This window comes from Candidatus Nitrosopumilus sp. SW (genome assembly GCF_006740685.1).
Lineage (GTDB): Archaea > Thermoproteota > Nitrososphaeria > Nitrososphaerales > Nitrosopumilaceae > Nitrosopumilus.
On record NZ_CP035425.1, the window covers coordinates 464,766 to 482,231 of the forward strand.

22 protein-coding genes are annotated in these 17,466 nt (G+C 34.9%); 11 read left to right on the top strand and 11 right to left on the bottom strand.

Annotated elements, in window-relative coordinates:
• Nucleotides 1-90 precede the first annotated feature (90 nt).
• Nucleotides 91-486 carry a hypothetical protein gene (locus Nisw_RS02910; RefSeq protein ID WP_141976374.1) on the top strand — a complete coding sequence of 132 codons (396 nt, stop codon included), beginning with the start codon at nucleotides 91-93 and terminating at the stop codon, nucleotides 484-486.
• 10 nt (nucleotides 487-496) lie between these two features.
• Here the strand turns inward: Nisw_RS02910 and Nisw_RS02915 are convergent, their stop codons facing one another.
• The 4 genes from Nisw_RS02915 to Nisw_RS02930 form a co-directional block, all read right to left on the bottom strand.
• The gene (locus Nisw_RS02915) at nucleotides 497-1,444 is read right to left on the bottom strand and encodes a transcription initiation factor IIB family protein (protein WP_141976376.1); all 948 of its coding nucleotides are present in this window, start codon (nucleotides 1,442-1,444) and stop codon (nucleotides 497-499) included.
• 10 nt (nucleotides 1,445-1,454) lie between these two features.
• A complete protein-coding gene (locus Nisw_RS02920) occupies nucleotides 1,455-1,691 on the bottom strand; it encodes a hypothetical protein (protein ID WP_141976378.1) in 237 nt (78 codons plus the stop codon).
• Between the two features lie 278 nt (nucleotides 1,692-1,969).
• Nucleotides 1,970-2,251: a DNA-binding protein gene (locus Nisw_RS02925; RefSeq protein ID WP_141976380.1), complete on the bottom strand. Its 282-nt coding sequence runs from the start codon at nucleotides 2,249-2,251 to the stop codon at nucleotides 1,970-1,972.
• A gap of 143 nt (nucleotides 2,252-2,394) precedes the next feature.
• Entirely contained in the window at nucleotides 2,395-2,523 is a 129-nt protein-coding gene (locus tag Nisw_RS02930) for a CxxC-x17-CxxC domain-containing protein (protein ID WP_026090086.1), read from the bottom strand.
• Nucleotides 2,524-2,645: 122 nt separating this feature from the next.
• Here Nisw_RS02930 and Nisw_RS02935 point away from each other — a divergent pair, with 122 nt between their 5' ends.
• Together Nisw_RS02935 and Nisw_RS02940 are read left to right on the top strand one after the other, a co-directional pair.
• Nucleotides 2,646-2,960, top strand: a complete 315-nt coding sequence (locus Nisw_RS02935; RefSeq protein ID WP_141976382.1) for a translation initiation factor eIF-1A — start codon at nucleotides 2,646-2,648, stop codon at nucleotides 2,958-2,960.
• Between the two features lie 108 nt (nucleotides 2,961-3,068).
• On the top strand, nucleotides 3,069-3,218 hold the full coding sequence (locus tag Nisw_RS02940; RefSeq protein WP_255430837.1) for a hypothetical protein: 150 nt from the start codon (nucleotides 3,069-3,071) through the stop codon (nucleotides 3,216-3,218).
• 522 nt (nucleotides 3,219-3,740) lie between these two features.
• On the opposite strand, the gene Nisw_RS02945 is transcribed toward Nisw_RS02940, so the two are convergent.
• Nucleotides 3,741-4,178 carry an Lrp/AsnC family transcriptional regulator gene (locus Nisw_RS02945; protein WP_185736681.1) on the bottom strand — a complete coding sequence of 146 codons (438 nt, stop codon included), beginning with the start codon at nucleotides 4,176-4,178 and terminating at the stop codon, nucleotides 3,741-3,743.
• A 191-nt stretch (nucleotides 4,179-4,369) separates the two neighbouring features.
• On the opposite strand from Nisw_RS02945, the gene Nisw_RS02950 reads away from it, so the two are divergent.
• From Nisw_RS02950 to Nisw_RS02965, 4 genes are all read left to right on the top strand, one after another.
• Nucleotides 4,370-5,032 carry a 50S ribosomal protein L1 gene (locus Nisw_RS02950; RefSeq protein WP_141976386.1) on the top strand — a complete coding sequence of 221 codons (663 nt, stop codon included), beginning with the start codon at nucleotides 4,370-4,372 and terminating at the stop codon, nucleotides 5,030-5,032.
• Nucleotides 5,025-5,891, top strand: coding sequence for a 50S ribosomal protein L10 (locus Nisw_RS02955; RefSeq protein WP_141976388.1), 867 nt, complete (start codon nucleotides 5,025-5,027; stop codon nucleotides 5,889-5,891). The genes Nisw_RS02950 and Nisw_RS02955 overlap by 8 nt, the downstream gene beginning before the upstream one ends.
• Before the next feature lie 112 nt (nucleotides 5,892-6,003).
• A complete protein-coding gene (locus Nisw_RS02960) occupies nucleotides 6,004-7,062 on the top strand; it encodes a hypothetical protein (protein ID WP_255430838.1) in 1,059 nt (352 codons plus the stop codon).
• A 1-nt stretch (nucleotide 7,063) separates the two neighbouring features.
• The gene (locus tag Nisw_RS02965) at nucleotides 7,064-7,279 is read left to right on the top strand and encodes a hypothetical protein (RefSeq protein WP_141976392.1); all 216 of its coding nucleotides are present in this window, start codon (nucleotides 7,064-7,066) and stop codon (nucleotides 7,277-7,279) included.
• Nucleotides 7,280-7,305: 26 nt separating this feature from the next.
• On the opposite strand, the gene Nisw_RS02970 is transcribed toward Nisw_RS02965, so the two are convergent.
• The 4 genes from Nisw_RS02970 to Nisw_RS02985 all read right to left on the bottom strand — a co-directional run bounded on the left by Nisw_RS02970 (nucleotide 7,306) and on the right by Nisw_RS02985 (nucleotide 9,425).
• Entirely contained in the window at nucleotides 7,306-7,686 is a 381-nt protein-coding gene (locus tag Nisw_RS02970; RefSeq protein ID WP_141976393.1) for a response regulator, read from the bottom strand.
• A 150-nt stretch (nucleotides 7,687-7,836) separates the two neighbouring features.
• A complete protein-coding gene (locus tag Nisw_RS02975) occupies nucleotides 7,837-8,469 on the bottom strand; it encodes a trimeric intracellular cation channel family protein (RefSeq protein ID WP_141976395.1) in 633 nt (210 codons plus the stop codon).
• 81 nt (nucleotides 8,470-8,550) lie between these two features.
• Nucleotides 8,551-8,859 (bottom strand): 50S ribosomal protein P1, encoded by a 309-nt coding sequence (rpl12p, locus tag Nisw_RS02980; protein WP_141976397.1) that lies wholly within the window; start codon nucleotides 8,857-8,859, stop codon nucleotides 8,551-8,553.
• A 56-nt stretch (nucleotides 8,860-8,915) separates the two neighbouring features.
• Entirely contained in the window at nucleotides 8,916-9,425 is a 510-nt protein-coding gene (locus tag Nisw_RS02985) for a hypothetical protein (protein WP_141976399.1), read from the bottom strand.
• Between the two features lie 114 nt (nucleotides 9,426-9,539).
• On the opposite strand from Nisw_RS02985, the gene Nisw_RS02990 reads away from it, so the two are divergent.
• Both Nisw_RS02990 and Nisw_RS02995 read left to right on the top strand, forming a co-directional pair.
• Nucleotides 9,540-10,388, top strand: a complete 849-nt coding sequence (locus Nisw_RS02990; RefSeq protein ID WP_141976401.1) for a CBS domain-containing protein — start codon at nucleotides 9,540-9,542, stop codon at nucleotides 10,386-10,388.
• Between the two features lie 36 nt (nucleotides 10,389-10,424).
• Nucleotides 10,425-11,627: a PQQ-dependent sugar dehydrogenase gene (locus Nisw_RS02995; protein WP_185736657.1), complete on the top strand. Its 1,203-nt coding sequence runs from the start codon at nucleotides 10,425-10,427 to the stop codon at nucleotides 11,625-11,627.
• Here Nisw_RS02995 and Nisw_RS03000 read toward each other — a convergent pair.
• Together Nisw_RS03000 and Nisw_RS03005 are read right to left on the bottom strand one after the other, a co-directional pair.
• Nucleotides 11,624-12,016: a DUF6659 family protein gene (locus Nisw_RS03000; protein WP_141976403.1), complete on the bottom strand. Its 393-nt coding sequence runs from the start codon at nucleotides 12,014-12,016 to the stop codon at nucleotides 11,624-11,626. The genes Nisw_RS02995 and Nisw_RS03000 overlap by 4 nt on opposite strands.
• Before the next feature lie 47 nt (nucleotides 12,017-12,063).
• The gene (locus Nisw_RS03005; RefSeq protein WP_141976405.1) at nucleotides 12,064-13,014 is read right to left on the bottom strand and encodes an alcohol dehydrogenase catalytic domain-containing protein; all 951 of its coding nucleotides are present in this window, start codon (nucleotides 13,012-13,014) and stop codon (nucleotides 12,064-12,066) included.
• A gap of 174 nt (nucleotides 13,015-13,188) precedes the next feature.
• Between Nisw_RS03005 and Nisw_RS03010 the strand changes: the two genes are divergently transcribed.
• Both Nisw_RS03010 and alaS read left to right on the top strand, forming a co-directional pair.
• Nucleotides 13,189-14,748, top strand: a complete 1,560-nt coding sequence (locus Nisw_RS03010; RefSeq protein WP_255430839.1) for a porin PorA family protein — start codon at nucleotides 13,189-13,191, stop codon at nucleotides 14,746-14,748.
• Between the two features lie 46 nt (nucleotides 14,749-14,794).
• Nucleotides 14,795-17,464, top strand: coding sequence for an alanine--tRNA ligase (gene alaS, locus Nisw_RS03015; protein WP_141976409.1), 2,670 nt, complete (start codon nucleotides 14,795-14,797; stop codon nucleotides 17,462-17,464).
• Nucleotides 17,465-17,466: the final 2 nt, after the last annotated feature.

Below are 17,466 nucleotides of genomic sequence, written 5' to 3' on the forward strand. Positions count from 1 at the left end.
TAGTAACTTACCTAAGGTAAGTTAGATGAAGACCACAACCAAAAATAACACAAAAGAATATACTGCAATTTATTCAAAACTTGTGCCTCTATGTCAAGAGCCTATCCCCAGATTGGTTTTGGTGTTCACTCTCTTACTGTTGAGGTAAAAGGAGGTGAAAGTATGGCATTATATGGAATTTATGGCAGACACGAAATCAAAGACTGTCCACTAAACTGTTCAGAATCTAGAAAATTAGTTTTAGAGTTAGAAAGTAAAAATGAAGATCCAGAGATTTGTAAAAATTACAAAATTAACAAGGTAATTGGCAGATATCACTCTGGTCTCGAACACACGTTCTTGTGGATAGTTGATGCAGAAGATCCACATCTAATTCAACAAAAAGTAATTGATAGTGGTATGGCAAGTTTCAACGAAGTCAAAATTGTCCCACTTATGACATTTGATGATGTTATGGCAGTGAGTAAAAAACTAGAACAAGGTTAACTGTGAGAAATCACAGTAAACGTTTTTCCTTTTTAACCATAAACTCCAAGTTGGAGTTTTGTTGATTTTTTAATCCTTTGAATCGATTTCGTATAGTAACTTCTGTAACTCCTGCAGCTTCTGCAAGATTACGTTGAGTTATTGAATCACCATTTTTGATACAAGATACATACAATGCAGTTGCTGCAAGACCCATGGGGTCTTTTCCAGCAGATTCCTTGTTATCTTGGGCCTCTTGGAGTACTTTGACTGCATATCTTTTGGTTTTTTCTGAGAGTTCTAACTTACTTGAAATTCGGGAGATACATTGAATGGAGTTAACGACAGGCATTTTTAATTCCAATTCATGATGGAGTAGCCTATAGCATCTAGCAATATCTTTTCGTTTTACATTAGCAGCATCAGCTATGTCATTTAGTGTTCGAGGTGTTTCAGTATCTCTACATGCAGCATAAAGAGATGCAGCAATCATTGCAGAAATAGATCGTCCACGAACTAGTTTTTTCTCCAAAGCTTTTCTATACAGATATGCTGCTTTTTCTAGAACATTTGAAGAAAGTGCAATTTTGTCTTTCATCCTAGATAATTCGTTAAGTGCTTGTCGCAGATTTCTATCTACAGGTTCACGAGACTGACTACGATTATCCCAAGTTCTCAGTCTTTCAATAGTACTTTTCATTGAAGACGAAAGAGGTTTGCCAGTTGCATCCTTGTTTATGGGATTAATTACAGTAGACAATCCCATGTCATGCATCAACAATGAAGAAGGAGCTCCGGTTCTGGCAGGATTTGCACCACTTTCTGTTTGAAATGATCTCCATTCAGGACCAGATTCATTTGATTTTTCAGATACAACATACCCACATTTACTGCAAAATTGTTCTCCTGTAACATCATCAGTTAGCAGTGAATTTTTTCCACAACGTAAACAGTTAGAATCTTTAGTTAAAGTTACCATGAAAATTGCTTTACGCTGCCACCTTTTTTATTGAAATTTTAGTTGATGCATCAGAATTTTGAGACTCTGAACCGATGTCAATATCTCCTAGCACAGTATTTTCAGATAGGTCACCATCAAGAGTTAACGTATCGCGAAATTTCTTGTACATTGTTGCATCCATCTTAGTTTTGAAAAATAGAAATTCTAATTCTAATCTCTTTAATCGATTCATCTCTGCTAATTCTTCTTCAATTCTTTTTGTCATAGTTCCATTCCAAGTTCATTGCACTTAAGGGATAGGATTTTGTGCAATTTTGCATCATTTTGCACACGAGTATTACAAGTCATTTCTTTAAACATTCACATCCGCAATCAAACATTCCAGCTTTTCCCATACATTGATCATGATGTTCGTTATAGCACTTATTACAAATCACCATGATTTTTTCCTTTTTTGTGAGTTTTTTCATGTGTTAGTACTTTATCAAAAGTGTCAGGAAATCCTTCCCAAGAAAACTTGCAAATCCTGCAATTGTATTTCATTTATTTTCCTCTCTTTGAGATTGGAATTTCAATAGTTGAAACATCTCTATTTCTCCCATCTTGAGATTCAAGTGATTCAGAACTAATGTTTACACACCCTACTTCAAATGCATCTGTTTTCTTTAAGAGAACTTGAGTGACGTCTACTGCAAGTCCAATACTGTGTCCCCTGGCTTTGATAGTAATAGAATCCAATGTAGCTAATTGAATTATTGCAGAAGTAACGTACGACATTAACGGTTTTTTACCGATAAAAATTGTATCAGTTGTATTATCTAACATACAGAGTGGAGATTAATGCCTCATTTAAACTGGGAATACAAAATCTAGTCGTGAATTCCAATTAATGAAAAGAAAAGAGGTTTTGAGAACTATCTAAAAATAATCTAGTTTAAAATTAATCAAACAAAACTAATCTAAATTTTCTACTTTCTGTGTTTTGGTAAACATTCTTTACAATATACAGGTCTGTCGGGTTTTGGTTCAAAAGGAACTTCGGAATCTTTCCCACAATCAGCACATGTACATTTGTACATTTTTCTGTCTTCTGACATAATTATCAGGGATTTATTCCCTATAATAACAAGCGTTTTAGACAAAAAGAGGGAGATTTAGAAAAATTTGAAATTATTTTTGAATTACCAACCTTAATAGCACTAGTAGTTTGTGAAATGCGTTGGGAAAACGTCAAGTAAAAAATGAAAGTGCTCTAAAAGAAATTAAACTTCCAGAAACAGATGAAGAGATGTTTGGCAGAGTTATCAAAATGATGGGTGGAGAAAATCTTATGGTAAAATGTCAAGATAAAGTTGTAAGAATAGGCAGAATTAGAGGCAAGTTAAAGAGAAGAGTGTGGATTAGAGATAATGATGTAGTGATAATTGCACCTTGGGAGTTTGGTAAAGTGCAAAAAGGAGACATACTTTGGAGATATACATTACCACAAGTTGAATGGTTAAAACAAAATAAACACATTCCGTTAGATTTTTAGAATTAAGTTCAATTTACTTAAGAAAAAATTTGATCACACACTAACAAATCCACTATATCTGGAGGGTAAAAGTATGATTCCCTAAATACTAGTCTGATGGATAATAGTATGAACTGTAATAAGAGAAGTGAAGCACATGTTTGGAGATTTTCCAAACACAATAAAATCCGAAGATGTCTAAAATGCAAAACCAGAATACCAATTACTGAAAAGGAATACCATCAAAAATGGGGAATGCATGAAAACACTACAAAATAGATTCTAATTCACAAAGAAATAACAACCTTACAAAAGAATCAGGATTACTTTTTTCTTATATCAAATGAAAGGATTTTTGATAAAGCCATTTGCTAAAAGAACCACAATTCCCACTGCAGTCCCAGTTCCACCCAGAATTCCTATCAAAAATGCAGCATCACGTTTATCCATTAAATGGTTCAAGAATTTGCAACTTATGAATTTAGAGTTTAGGGAGTTGACCGGTTTTATCTAGATTGGATTTGCATACTTTACAATACAACCTAACCTCAGTTGAGGGAAATTCAGCACCACAATTTTTACAAGTGTAAAGTTTGGTTTCCCCCATGAGTCTACAACACATGTTACAGACTTAAGCATTGATAATTTTGTATTTAATGTGGTTTTTCAGACTTTTCTTGTGCAGTATCAATACCGAATTGTTCTTTTCTCTTCTTGTTTGATAACTCACAATAGAAGATTTGTTTTTCTTCAGACATGATGATTTCTAGTTTGTTTGATTATTAATAGATGATGCATGAATTATGCCAATTCATTAAGATATACCGGATCTTTGTCTGTCTTTTGTAATTCAACAAAGGTCTCTGTGTTTTGAATTCCTTCGATTTTACCAATCTTTTCAATTACTACAGAGTGTAGAGATTCCAAGTTCTTTGAATATACTTGAATCATAATATCAAATCTACCAGTAACTTCAGAAATTGAGACTACCTCGGGTGTTTCCATGAATTTTTTATGAATGGCATCCTTGAATTTTGGATCTCTGTTGATCCCAACGTTTGCTTTGACACCAATTCCCAGCAGAGAATCATCAATCTCTACTGTGAATTTCTTTATCAGTTTCTTTTTGACCAGTCTCTTGATTCGGCTGTAAAGCACAGAGGCATTAATTCCAAGTTTCTTTGAAAGTATAGGAACAGAGATCGAGCCATCCTTTGTTAATTCAAATAGCAATTTCATATCAAGTTCATCAAATCTATGCAAGGTATTCGAAAATTCTCGTTGTGATTTAATATATGTAGGTTTTGAGACAAATTTGATATGGATTTTCAATTATTTTGATAAAAAAATGAAATTTTTTAAAATAATATACGTCAAGTAAATCCTGGCCTCTAAACGATTTTAAGTAGGCTTTCTCGAAATTGTTCGTAATGATTACAGAGTCTGAGTTAGTAGACATGGTAAAAGAGGCAAAGGCTGCAACTAAAGCCAAAAAGTTCAAGCAGTCAATAGAATTGATTGTCAATTTCAAAGATATTGATGTCAAGAAAGGATTTGCACTCAACGAAGTCGTTCAGCTCCCAAAGACCAGTTCTCCTGCAACAGTATGTGTTATTGCAACAGGAGATATGGGAACAAAAGCAAAAGCTGCAAAAGCAGACTCTGTTATTGGAAATGAAGAACTAGATAAATTTGGAGCAAACAAAAGAGAGTCTAGAAAATTCATCAACAAATATGATTTCTTTTTGGCAGACACACAAATCATGCCAACAGTTGGTAAAACTTTGGGTCAGTTGTTAGGTCCTAGAGGAAAAATGCCAACGCCAGTTCCATTTAATGCACCTATTGACGCATTTTTATCAAGATTTAGATCATCAATTAAAGTTAGAACAAGAGCATCACTTTCTGTCTCATGTAAGATTGGAGATGAGTCAATGGAGGATGCAGACTTGGCAATCAATGCACATACAGTGCTAAGCGCAATTGAAAAGAAACTACCAAACGGTGAGAAGAACATGAAAAGAGTCATGATCAAAACCACAATGGGAAAACCAATCAAACAACTACAAGAGGTTAAGAAGAAATTTGCATGAAAATAGAACTAGTTATCCTAAAAGAAAAACTCAGATGTATCAGCAATTACAGGAGCTTCCAAAAAAATACAAAGTGATGGCAGTTATCAAAATGAACAAGGTACGTTCTACTCAGATACTACCTTTAAGAAAAACTCTCAAAGATGATGTAGAGTTTTTCAGCATTAAAGACAAAGTTGCACAAAAGGCATTAGAGAATTCAGACATTCCAGGAATGAAAGAGATGATTGCAGAATTCAAAGGACAAATAATGCTCATGTTTACAAATATGTCACCATTCAAGCTTAACGTACTCTTAGCAAAAAACAAAATCATGATGATGGCAAGAGGTGGAGATATTGCAAGTATCGATGTTGTAGTTCCAGCAAAGAATACAGGAATTGCACCAGGACCAATGCTCACAGAATTCAAAGAGGCAGGAATCCCAACCAAGATTGATCAAGGTACAATCTGGATTGCAAAGGATTCTACGCCAGTAGCAAAGGGCGAGGCAATCAACGAGAAACTTGCAGCAATTTTAGGTAAATTAGATATCAAACCAGTGGAAGCAGGCATTACACTATTCACAGCACTTGAGGAGGGGCTCAAGTATGCTGAAGAAGAAATGATTATCGATGTTGAGAAGGTAAGAGACCAATTTGCACAAGCACACCAAGAAGCAATCTCACTATCTATAGAAGCAGCATATATCACATCAGACAACATCGAACAAATATTGGCAAAAGCAGCACAATCAGCACGTTCAGTATCTGTTGAATCAGGTTACATGACTGATGAAACTAAAGAACAAATCTTGCAAAAGGCAGACGCTCAAGCAAGGGCAGTTGCAGGCCAAGCAAAAGACTACACACCAGCATAAATTTACAATTTTTGTTATTGTTAGAAATTTTACTTTGTCAAGTGGTAACTCTCAAGAAAAGTAGAATCATTTATGAACATAAGAAGTTTTTTTCAAATTAGTGACTAGTGAAATGTTACAAACATCACAAGTAAGACTCCCTGCAACAATATTTCTTGTAGCACTAACTGGAACAACTCTTGCAATGTGGGGAGCAAGTTGGGATATTACATCTCATTTACTAAGAACTCCTGAGACATTCTTTACTCCATCACATGGAATTCTGTATCTAGGGGTTGGAATCAGCGTCATTAGTGCGATAATGAGTTCTATTTTGTATCTTAGACGAAAAGAACTCAGGACAGAATCATTTGGAATGGGACTCAAGTTAGTAGTAATTGGTTCCATAATCCAGGTGATTGCAGGTCCAGGCGACTTTTACTGGCACGAATTATTTGGAATAGATGGACTCCTTAGTCCAACACACATCACACTTGCATTAGGTATTCTTACGACACTGGTAGGTTCAGTTATTGGTTTTTCAAGAATTAGATTTCATTTGCAGAAAAATAATTTCATTAAAATCATCTTGCCAATTACCTATGGAATCCTTTGGTTTAGCATAATGTGGTTAATCTTTTTCTTTGTGTTGCCAATTTCAGAAGGGGACACTCACAACTTTAATCCAGACCCCATGGTTGCAATTATTCTTAGTTTTATTTTCATTCCATTTGCTTATTCACTAGTGTTTTGGACATCATCAAAAGTACAAAACAAATTTGGTACAACTAGTATTGCTGCACTGACATTTGTTGTAATGAATATAACATCAAACATTCTAACATCAGAAACCATCATGTTTTATCTCCCATTATTTGCAGCACCTATGATTAGTGTCATAGCAGCAGATTTTGTCTTTAATAAAAAATGGGAGTCAAAAATAATGCAAAAACATTCAGGAAAAATTGCAGGGGCAATATTGGGATCTATGTTTTTTGTATTTAGTTTTCCAATGCTTTCAATGACGTTTTTAGAGATATACTTGCACAATGACATATTTCCATACGACGTATTACCAACATCATCTGACGTGGTGTTTAATCATTGGATGATGAGTATTCCAGGAGGAATTATTTCGGGAATAGTAGGAATGATCCTTGCACCTAAAATACTGAGATTCTCTACAAACTAGTATGAAGAAAAAAGAAGTTGATGAAATTCTAGATCACATTAGTCAGAAATTTGAAGATGATGTTCCAAGAATTGTCAAAATGTTGGTTAGAAAAAAGATTGGTAAATTCCAATCATTTGAGGCAGGATCTCTACCAGAATCGTTGCGAACATGTACTGTTGAAGAACTAATAGATATTGTAAAGAAAGGACTAGAGTCAGGAAAACTCAAGATATAGTTAGTAATTCCAATAATTTTGCTTTTTTATAAGTTAGAATCGATTTCTAGTTTTAGTTCATTTTTTAGCACATGTAGTAAAGTGCATATTTGAAACGGCTTGTGAATGACATATGATGGATTAAATTTTGAGAGTTTATCAATTTCCTCATCAGCCCCCCCAGTAACCATGACAACATGTGCAGATTCATGAATCATTCTGATTTCTCTTAAGGCATAATGTCCATCAAATTCAGGCATCATAATATCCAAAAAGGTCACATCAGGAGATAATTTTTTGAATTGTTCTACTGCCTCGTATCCATTTTTTGCAGTCCCCACAACATTGATGTTGTAAACTTGTAACAATTCAACAAATGTCTTCAAAATCATGTCATCATCATCAACAACAAGAGCATTTATTGACATGTTTTTTTACAAAATATTGAACTTAAAAGGTTAACATTCAATTGAACAATTGATGTAAAAAATAACCCAACTATATTTACGATAAAACTACCAAAGAAATAATTAAAAAAATTGAGAGTTTGGAAAAAATCAAGCCTGTTTTGAACACATTCAAGTCTCTTTAACTTTGGGCAAATTCCAGTTGTATTTCATTGCCAACAAACGAATTCCAGTAGTGATAATAATTCCGATAATGGAAGCAATTTGAATATCAACACCAGAATATAATATTGCATAAAATGCTACAATTCCAATTACACTTGCAACAGCATAGACTTCTTTTACAAAGACAATTGGAATCTCTCGTACAAACACATCACGCAATATTCCACCACCAATTGCAGTGATTACTCCAGCTAAAAGCATTGGAAGAAACTCTAATCCGATTACCTGATGTGCAATAGATGCACCCAAAATAGAGAAGACACCTAATCCAACTGCATCAAACACTAACCATGTACCCATTCGTTTTTTGAGTTTAGTATACACAAAGAACATTACAATTCCAACTGCAACAGTCAATCCAATGTAGATTGGATCAGAAAATGCATTAGGAAATCTACCAAATGCTACATCACGTGTAATTCCTCCTGCAACTCCAACAACAGTAGCCAAAACAATAATTCCAAAAATATCAGCATTATGAGCAATTGCTTTTGAAGCTCCTGTAACTGCAAATGCAATTGTTCCTAAATAATCCAAAATAGTGATAAACGATCCAAGTTCAAAAGAAAAATCTACCATTCAATGCAAACAGCGTAGCATTGCTAATTAAGAATTGATAAAAAGGGAGATCAAAAATAGATTTGAGAAAAGTAAACTCGTTTAGCCAAATAATGAAGATAATCCTTCCATGGCTGCTTCTTCGGTTTTACCTTCTTCTTTAGGTTTTTCCTCGGCCTTTGCTTCACCACCGGCTGCTGCATCTGCTGCGGGTGCGGCTGCTGCTGCAACGGCTACAGGTGCGGCTTTTACTGCCTCATCGATATTGACATCGGCTAAGGCTGCAACTAGTGCTTTAACTTGGGCTTCATTAACTTCAGCGCCAGATGCTTTGACAACTGAGCTGACGTTTGCCTCGTTAACTTCTTTTTCTAGCTTGTGAAGAAGTAAAGCAGCGTAAACATATTCCATTGTATCGAGATTTTCATGGCCGATAATATAAAACTACTGTGAACTCGTGCCTAGAATTAGTTCAGAATTTTGAGACTTCGACATACAGAATAAAGTGTCCGTTTCAGGTTCTTGTCAATTAGAGTATCCATTCTATTTTTGAGGACACGTTTTGCCTCATCACGTTCTGCGCCAGGAGGTAAAGACAATACCGTATTGATAAATTCTGGCAAGGATTCACGAATCCAGCCATCTAACATTGCATAGACCTTAGGCGGAATAAGATCACATTTGTCTTGGTCAAGATCCAACACAGTTGCAAAGTTTTCATGTTCAACTCTATACACTAAAGCCAACACCACATTGTCAGGTGTCGGATGGGTTAAAATCTCTAATGAGCGCTCACCAGTCTTTCCTTGTTCTACTTTATTTTTCAAACCAACTGGATTTACAATAACACCGCTGATTCCAACCTTTCTTCCCTCAACTCCAGTAACGGTTGCAAAGATAAAGTCCTTGTAATTGCCATTTTCTTTTACAGAAAATACGTGAACCCCTTCTTTTAGTTGAGGTTTCTTGCCAAACATAAGATGCCTGTATAGTATATTGTATTTAATGTATAGTAATGTGATTATTCTATTTGATTTTCATGGGTGGTAATTTGACGGTCTTTTTTATTATGTAAGAAAACTTTGTAATTTATGAAAAATGCAGGAGATTACAAAAACACACCTAGAACAATAAAGCTTGAATCCAATTTGGATCAAGTCCTCAAAAAAATAGTAGACGAGAAGAAAAGTAGAATTCTAGTAACTGAAAATGACAAGGTTACAGGAATTGTGACTGAAAAAGACTTGGGAATTTTTCTGTTAACTGACGAGTCTGAAAGAAAATTAGAAGACATTCCATTATCTGAAATTGTTGTAAAACCAATTATGATAGATGAAAAAACAGAACTTCACAAATGTGCTGAAACTATGCTAAAAAACAAAATTGGATCGTTAGTGGTATCAACAAATGGTGAAGTCTCTGGAATCATAACTAAGACTGATTTGATCAGATATTACTCCAAAGAACACAAAGGGCAAAAAATTGTAGGAGAATACATGTCACCGTATTATGCATGGCAATATTCTGACACCCCACTTTACAAAGTAGTCAAGAAAATGATTGATGAAAAAATTTCTCGAGTCATTTTACGAGACCATAATGAGATTCCAGTTGGGATTGTCACATTCAGAGATATGTTTGAACTAGCAATAAGTCTTGGAAACAAGGAAGACATACTTGACAATACTGATCCTGTAATTTCTGTAGTATTCCCAAGAAAAGGATTTGTTTCTGAATCAGGATTTGGAGGTTCTACCAAAATTGATGAGATAATGAGTAAAAACATTATCTCAGTTGATTACGATGACGATATGGCAGATGCTGCAAAGATGATGATAGAGAAAAACATCAACGGTGCAGGGGTTCTATCAGGTCATGGAAATATTATTGGAATCATATCAAAGACAGACATCATAAAGGCCATGGCATTTATGAAATAAAAAAATCATTTTAACAAAAAAGATTCTAGATATTGTATGAGAATAGCAACATCTTTTCTGATAATTTTTGTAATGGTTGGAACCGTTTATGCTCAAGAATATCCAGAACTCGGAGTTAAAGTAGATGTGATTGCAGATAATCTCAAAGTTCCATGGAGTATTGATTTTGCTCCAGATGGGAAGTTGTTTTTTACTGAACGGGTTGGAAAGTTAAGTGTAATTGATGATGATTCCATAGTTGAAATTCTGAATTTAGGAGTAGGTGGTGGAGAGGGAGGAATGTTAGGAATTGCACTAGATCCTAATTTTGATGAGAATCATTACATCTATGTGTATTATACTTACAATGAATTACTTGGAATCAAAAATAGACTGGTGCAGTATTCTGAATCAGATAATGTATTGACTGAAGAGAAAGTTTTGATTGAAGGAATACCTGGTGCACCATACCATGATGGTGGAAGAATAAAGTTTGGACCAGATGGAATGCTATATGTCACAACAGGTGATGCAGTTCAACCAGATTTATCACAAGACCTGAATTCAGTTGCAGGAAAAATTTTGAGAATAAATTCAGATGGCAGCATTCCAAATAACAATCCATTTGGTTCAGCAGTTTATTCCATAGGACATCGTAATCCACAAGGAATTGCATGGGATGAATTAGGTAATTTGGTTGCAACAGAGCATGGACCGTCTGGATGGCGCGGTGTTGGACATGACGAAATTAATTTGATAGTGCCAGGTGCAAACTATGGATGGCCAGACGTAATTGGAGATGAGGTTATAGATAGTGCAACAAATCCAATATTACATTCAGGAGATGACACTTGGGCCCCATCAGGTTCAACATTTTACTATGGAAAAGAAATGCCAATGTTTGATGGAAAATATTTTGTTGCAGCACTTAGAGGACAACACATACACATGGTAGAATTTGATGAAAGTTTTGGCGTGTTATTTCATGGGAAATTATTTTCAGGAGAATTTGGGAGAATCAGAGATGTTGTAAATGGTCCAGATGGATTGTACTTTATGACAAGCAATCAAGACGGTAGAGGAAATCCAAATTTGTACGATGATAAAATTTTGAGAGTATCTCCATTATACAACTATGAGAACAGTTCTTCATGGATACAAATTATTTCAGAATGGTACATTGAGGGTTTAATTTCAAAGCAAGAGTCAGTTAATGCACACAAATATCTAGTTGAGAGAGGAATAATTTCTCAAAATTAGAGACTGTCATATTCGGACCATTGTCTTCCCAGTTTGTTTAGTATCTCCCATGCAAAACGGTCTATGTTTATTCCAGGATTAGCCATTACTAGAACGATGTATTTACCAAACGGAAAGCTAAGCATTACTGCATTTTCTCTTCGAGATGCAGAATATTTAACTCGCCCAAGATCTGCATCAAATCCTTGTCTGTTTGCAACCCTATGGGCTAGTTCCTGATACATCTGCCTTCTTTGTTTGTCATTTAACATTGGGACAATACTGCTATCAAATCCACCTGCAACTAATTCACCATCAGGATCAATCAATCCACAAAATCTAATCTCAGGTTCTTTCAAAATAACATCTATTTTCTTTTTGATATCATCTGAGGAAAACTCTTCTACCATATGAGATAATTTCTCTTTTCTGTATTTAATGAATCCCCAAATTTCAGTTATGGTTTTAGAAATACCTTGAGGGTGTTAGGTTTTTTTGCATGTTCTATAGCTTCAGAAAATTTTTCCAAAGGAAATGTAGAATCTATCATAGAGTCAACTGAAACGATTCCAGTTGCAAGTGCATCAATTGCAGGTTTGAATAATCCACAACGAGAGCCAATCAGAGTAATTTCATTTACTACAGTTGGAGTCAGGTCAAGATTCTCTCGTGATGCAATTGTTGATTTTAAAATTACAGTTCCCCTAGGTTTTACAAGTTTCATAGTATCTGCAAATCCAGAATTACTACCAGTGGCCTCAACTACTAAATCAAAGGATTGTTCATCTACAGCATCTATTCCAATTTTAGTTGGAATCTCAAATTTTTCTAAATGCGCAAGTTTACTTTGATGTCTTCCAAAGCAAGTGATGTCACGACAATAATACTTTAGAACTTGGCATATCATTTGAGCAAGTCTACCATCACCTACAATTGCAACTCTCCAATCATTTTTCAGAGAGATTTGCTCTTTGATTTCAAATGCAGCTGCCAATGGTTCTACAAATACCGCTTGTTCATCTGTGATTGAATCAGGAATGACATGCAGATTTGTCTCAGGCAATGACAAGAATTCTGCAAATGTCCCATCTCGTTTTAAAATTCCAAGAACAGTTCTATTTGGACAGTGTCTCTGCATTCCTTTTTTACAGGAATCACAATTGTTGCATCCAGCATTAATTTCACCTACAACTCTTTTTCCAATCAAATCAGGATTCTCTGATTTTTCCACAACCCCAACAAATTCATGTCCCAAAACTCCATTGTATGCCATGTATCCATCTAAAATCTCAAGGTCAGTTCCACAAATTCCAGCAAGGCTGACTCTAACTAGTACTTCCCCAGGTTTTGGGTCTGGATAATTATCATCGTATTTCATTTGCTTCCCATCAAAGGATATGGCTTTCATGAAAAAGGTTTAGAATCAATTCCATTTTAAAATATAGATTATTTTTTTCAAGTAAATTTTCAATTTTGTTTTGTCATTTACAATACTTGGACAAGGATAAGATAATTCCATTCAGAATCACATTACTAATTCATAATACCATTTAATATGAGAATCATAAGCGAAAAAATACAGATGTCAAATAATTTTCTAAGTATAAAGACACAAACAAATTCAAAAAGATATGCCAGTTTGATCTTATTTTCAATTTTTGCAATTGGTATGATAATAAGTTGGATGCTAGTAATTACCCCCATACTAAAAAACGACAATTCAGCATTTGAGAACATTCGTGAATATATCGGAGAAGACAGATATGCAGAGAGCATAGGAGAGGAACTATCAGAACCAATTATTTCAAGTGATTTTGTAGAGTACAAGATTGTAAGTTCAAATGGAAATATTTTGGAAATAGATTCATCATATCTTACTACAGATATAGTCACAGGAGAAAAAATTTATGAAAACCACCACACTTGGTTTGTAGATTCCACCACCAGAAAGCACGCGGACAATGATGAGTGGTATTTTACATTTCCAACAGACGTTAAAAAACAAGACTATCAGTTAATTGATCCAAATATGGAGGTTCCAACAATATTCGTTTTTGAAGGAACAAAACAGATTGGAGATTTAGAAGTCTACATGTTTTCATGTGAAAGTATAGGTGATGATTTCTCTAAGGCATGGCAAGAATTTGCACCAACAACAGTTTACGGGGATCAAACATGCAAAACAAGTATCGAGCCAACCACAGGAAAAACAATTCAATTTTTGATAACATGGGATATGTATGTAATAAACGATGGACAACATGTTTCAGTCGAGATTGGCCAAGCTGAGACCACAAAGTTCTCAGAACGTATCTTACTACAATCAGCAATAGAGACAAAGCAGTTATTTTACATCTATGATACGATTATTCCAATATTATTAGGATTAATTTTTGGTGCAATATTTTTCGTAATTTTGTACAGCAACATCTCAAAAGAAAAAGAAAGGATAATCATAGAGCAATTAAAAAAATTACAAAAAACAGAAAAAATCAGTGCAATAGGCCAGTTATCATCTCGCTTTGCTCACGATGTTCGCAATCCATTGACAGTTATCAAAGCATCAATGGGCATCATTAAGAACAATACGGAGATCAAAGAAAAGTACGGAAAATTATTTGTACCAATTGATGAATCAATAGAAAGAATAAATCATCAAGTAAGCAACGTACTTGATTTCATACAACAAAAGCCACTAAAAATAGAGACAATCAAGTTATCAGAAATAATACACTCTGCAATAAAGAGTATAGAAATTCCAAAAGAAATATCAGTTGAGACTAACCTATCAGATCAAAAAATTGAAGGGGATCAACATATGATCAGAATTGTATTTATCAATATAATAATGAATGCAGTCCAAGCCATTGGGAAAAAATCAGGCATCATACAGATTGATGTAGATTCAAAATTAGATTCAAAGTTTACAAAAATAACAATCAGTAACAGCGGTGAAGAAATACCAAAAAAAGTATTGCCAAAAATTTTTGAGCCATTATTTACAACAAAACAAGAAGGAACAGGACTGGGTCTATCTAGCTGTAAAAATATTATCGAGCAGCACGGAGGAACAATAGACGTAGCAAACAACCCAACTAGATTTATGATTATTTTGCCAAAAATATCCAAAGAAAAACAATAACGCTCAATCGCTAATTCTTAATATTGGCAGGTGGCAGGTGTGAACATTGGACAAAAAAGAGATTCTAAAAGAATTTTCATCTGATCCTGACAAATACTACAAAGTCAAACTATTCCAAGAGCAAGGATTTGTCAGAAAATCATGTACCAAATGTGGCAGATTCTTTTGGACTCTAAATGCAGACAGAGATTTATGTCCTGATGATGGATTAGATACCTATTCTTTCATTGGAGAACCACCAACATCAAAGCGATTTGATTACACCCAATCATGGAAGCAAGTCGAAGAGTTTTTCGTAAAAAATAACCACACTTCAGTTAGTCGATATCCTGTAGTTTGCCGTTGGCGTGATGACCTGTACTTTACAATTGCATCAATTGTTGACTTTCAAAGAATAATGGGAAGTAAAGTGGTATTTGAGTTTCCTGCAAACCCACTTGTAGTTCCACAAACTTGTTTGAGATTCAAAGATTTAGAAAATGTTGGTGTAACGGGCAGACATTTTTCATCATTTTGTATGATAGGACAGCACAGTGTTCCAGATAACAATGGATACTGGAAAGATGAATGTGTTGATTTGGATTATAGATTGTTAACTGATCAGTTTGGAATTAAAAAAGACGAAGTGGTATTTGTTGAAGATGTTTGGGCAGGTGGGGGCTCATTTGGTCCATCACTAGAATATTTTGTACGAGGATTAGAGCTTGGAAACGCAGTATTTACTGAATTCCAAGGTGAATTAGGACAGCATACAACTCTTGACCAAAGAGTAATTGACATGGGTGCAGGTCTTGAGAGATTTGCATGGATTACTATGGGGACACCTACAGCTTATGATTGCTGTTTTGGTCCAATTAATGAGAAATTATTTAACACGATTGGAATTGATTCAGATTCAGAAATCTTACGCAAATATTTTACAGAAATTGCAAAAGAAATTGATCATTTTGATGATCTCAACCAAGTGAGACGTCTTGCAGTAAAGAATGCAGGAATTACAGATGAGCAGATGCAAAAGATGATCACACCACTAGAGGGAATGTATCTAATTGCAGATCACCTACGTACTTTGATATTTGCAATTACTGATGGTGCTTTGCCATCAAATGTTGGTGGAGGATATAACTTGAGAATGATGTTGCGAAGAATTAATGCAACTATATCCAAATTGAATTTGAAACTAAACATCGATGACTTGATTGATTTGCATGTTGATTATCTTAAAGATACGTATCCTGAACTTGACGAGAAAAGAGACGATGTAAAGTCAATACTCAAACTAGAATCTGCAAGATACGAAGAATCCAAAGTTCACATGAAGAAAAAAGCAGACAAGATCAAAGAGAAAGGAACACCGTCAGTTGATGAACTAATCACATACTACGAATCAGACGGAATTACACCTGAATATCTCAAAGAAGTTGATGCCATTTCTGAAATTCCTTCATCATTTTATTCCAAGTTATCTGATTTACACCAATCAGACAAGAAAAAGGCAATTGCAGAACTTCCACTAGAAGGACTACCAGAGACTGAGACATTATTTTATCAAAATGACCCAATGTCTTTTGACGCAAAGGTTCTCAAGGTAATTGATGATATGGTTGTACTCGATAGAACATCATTTTACGCACGGGGAGGAGGTCAAGAGCCAGACCATGGAAGTATTGCAGGATTCAATGTAATTGATGTAGATAAACATGCAAACATTATCGTCCACAAGTTAGAAGGAGGAATTCCAACAGAAGGGGAAATTGTTTCATGTAAAGTTGATGAAACAAGACGGTCCAATATTACAAAGAATCATACCAGTACTCACATACTTAATGCATCATCACGCAAAGTCTTAGGTTCTTGGATTTGGCAACATTCAGCTTTCAAAGAAGATGATCATGCTAGATTGGACATTACACATCACTCCTCATTGTCAGATGACGAAGTAAAGAAAATTGAAGAAGCTGCAAACAAGATGGTTCAGCAAAATCTTAACGTAAACATAGATTACTATGACAGAGGAACTGCAGAGCAGACATACGGATTTAGAATTTATCAAGGTGGTGTTGTACCAGTAAAAGCAGTTAGAATTGTATCCATTGAAGATCAAGACGTAGAAGCTTGTGGTGGAACACATGTAAAGAAAACAGGAGACATTGAACTAATCAAAATTACAAAGACTAAGCGTATTCAGGATGGTGTTGTTAGATTAGAGTTTGTTTCAGGTCCCAATGCATTTGAATATGAAAAACAACAAGAAGAAGAATCAAAACGCAAAATTGAAGAAGCAAGGCAAAAAGAGCAACTAGAAAAACAACGTGAAGAAAATAAAGCCAAAGCTAGAGAAAAGATTCCTGCATTGTTAGAAAAGATTCTATCAGGAGAAAATGTAGAACCAGATGGAATCAATACAAAAGGTAAAGTGTGTTTTACGTCAAGTTCAGATTATGATGATTATTTCCATCAGAATTTTGGCAAGAAACTAGTTGGGAAAGATAGTGCCGCAGCATTTTGTGGAATTTTTGAATCAGGGCCAACAATTCGTGTTATGGTTTATGCAGGAGAACAATCAGGAGTAAATGCAGGCGAGATTGCCAAGGAAATAGCCTCAATTTTAGGGGGTTCGGGTGGCGGAGATGCTAAATTTGCTCAAGGTGGAGGAAAAGACACATCTAAAAAAGACGAGGCAATAGCCAAAGCAAAATCTATGATTCTTGGGTGATA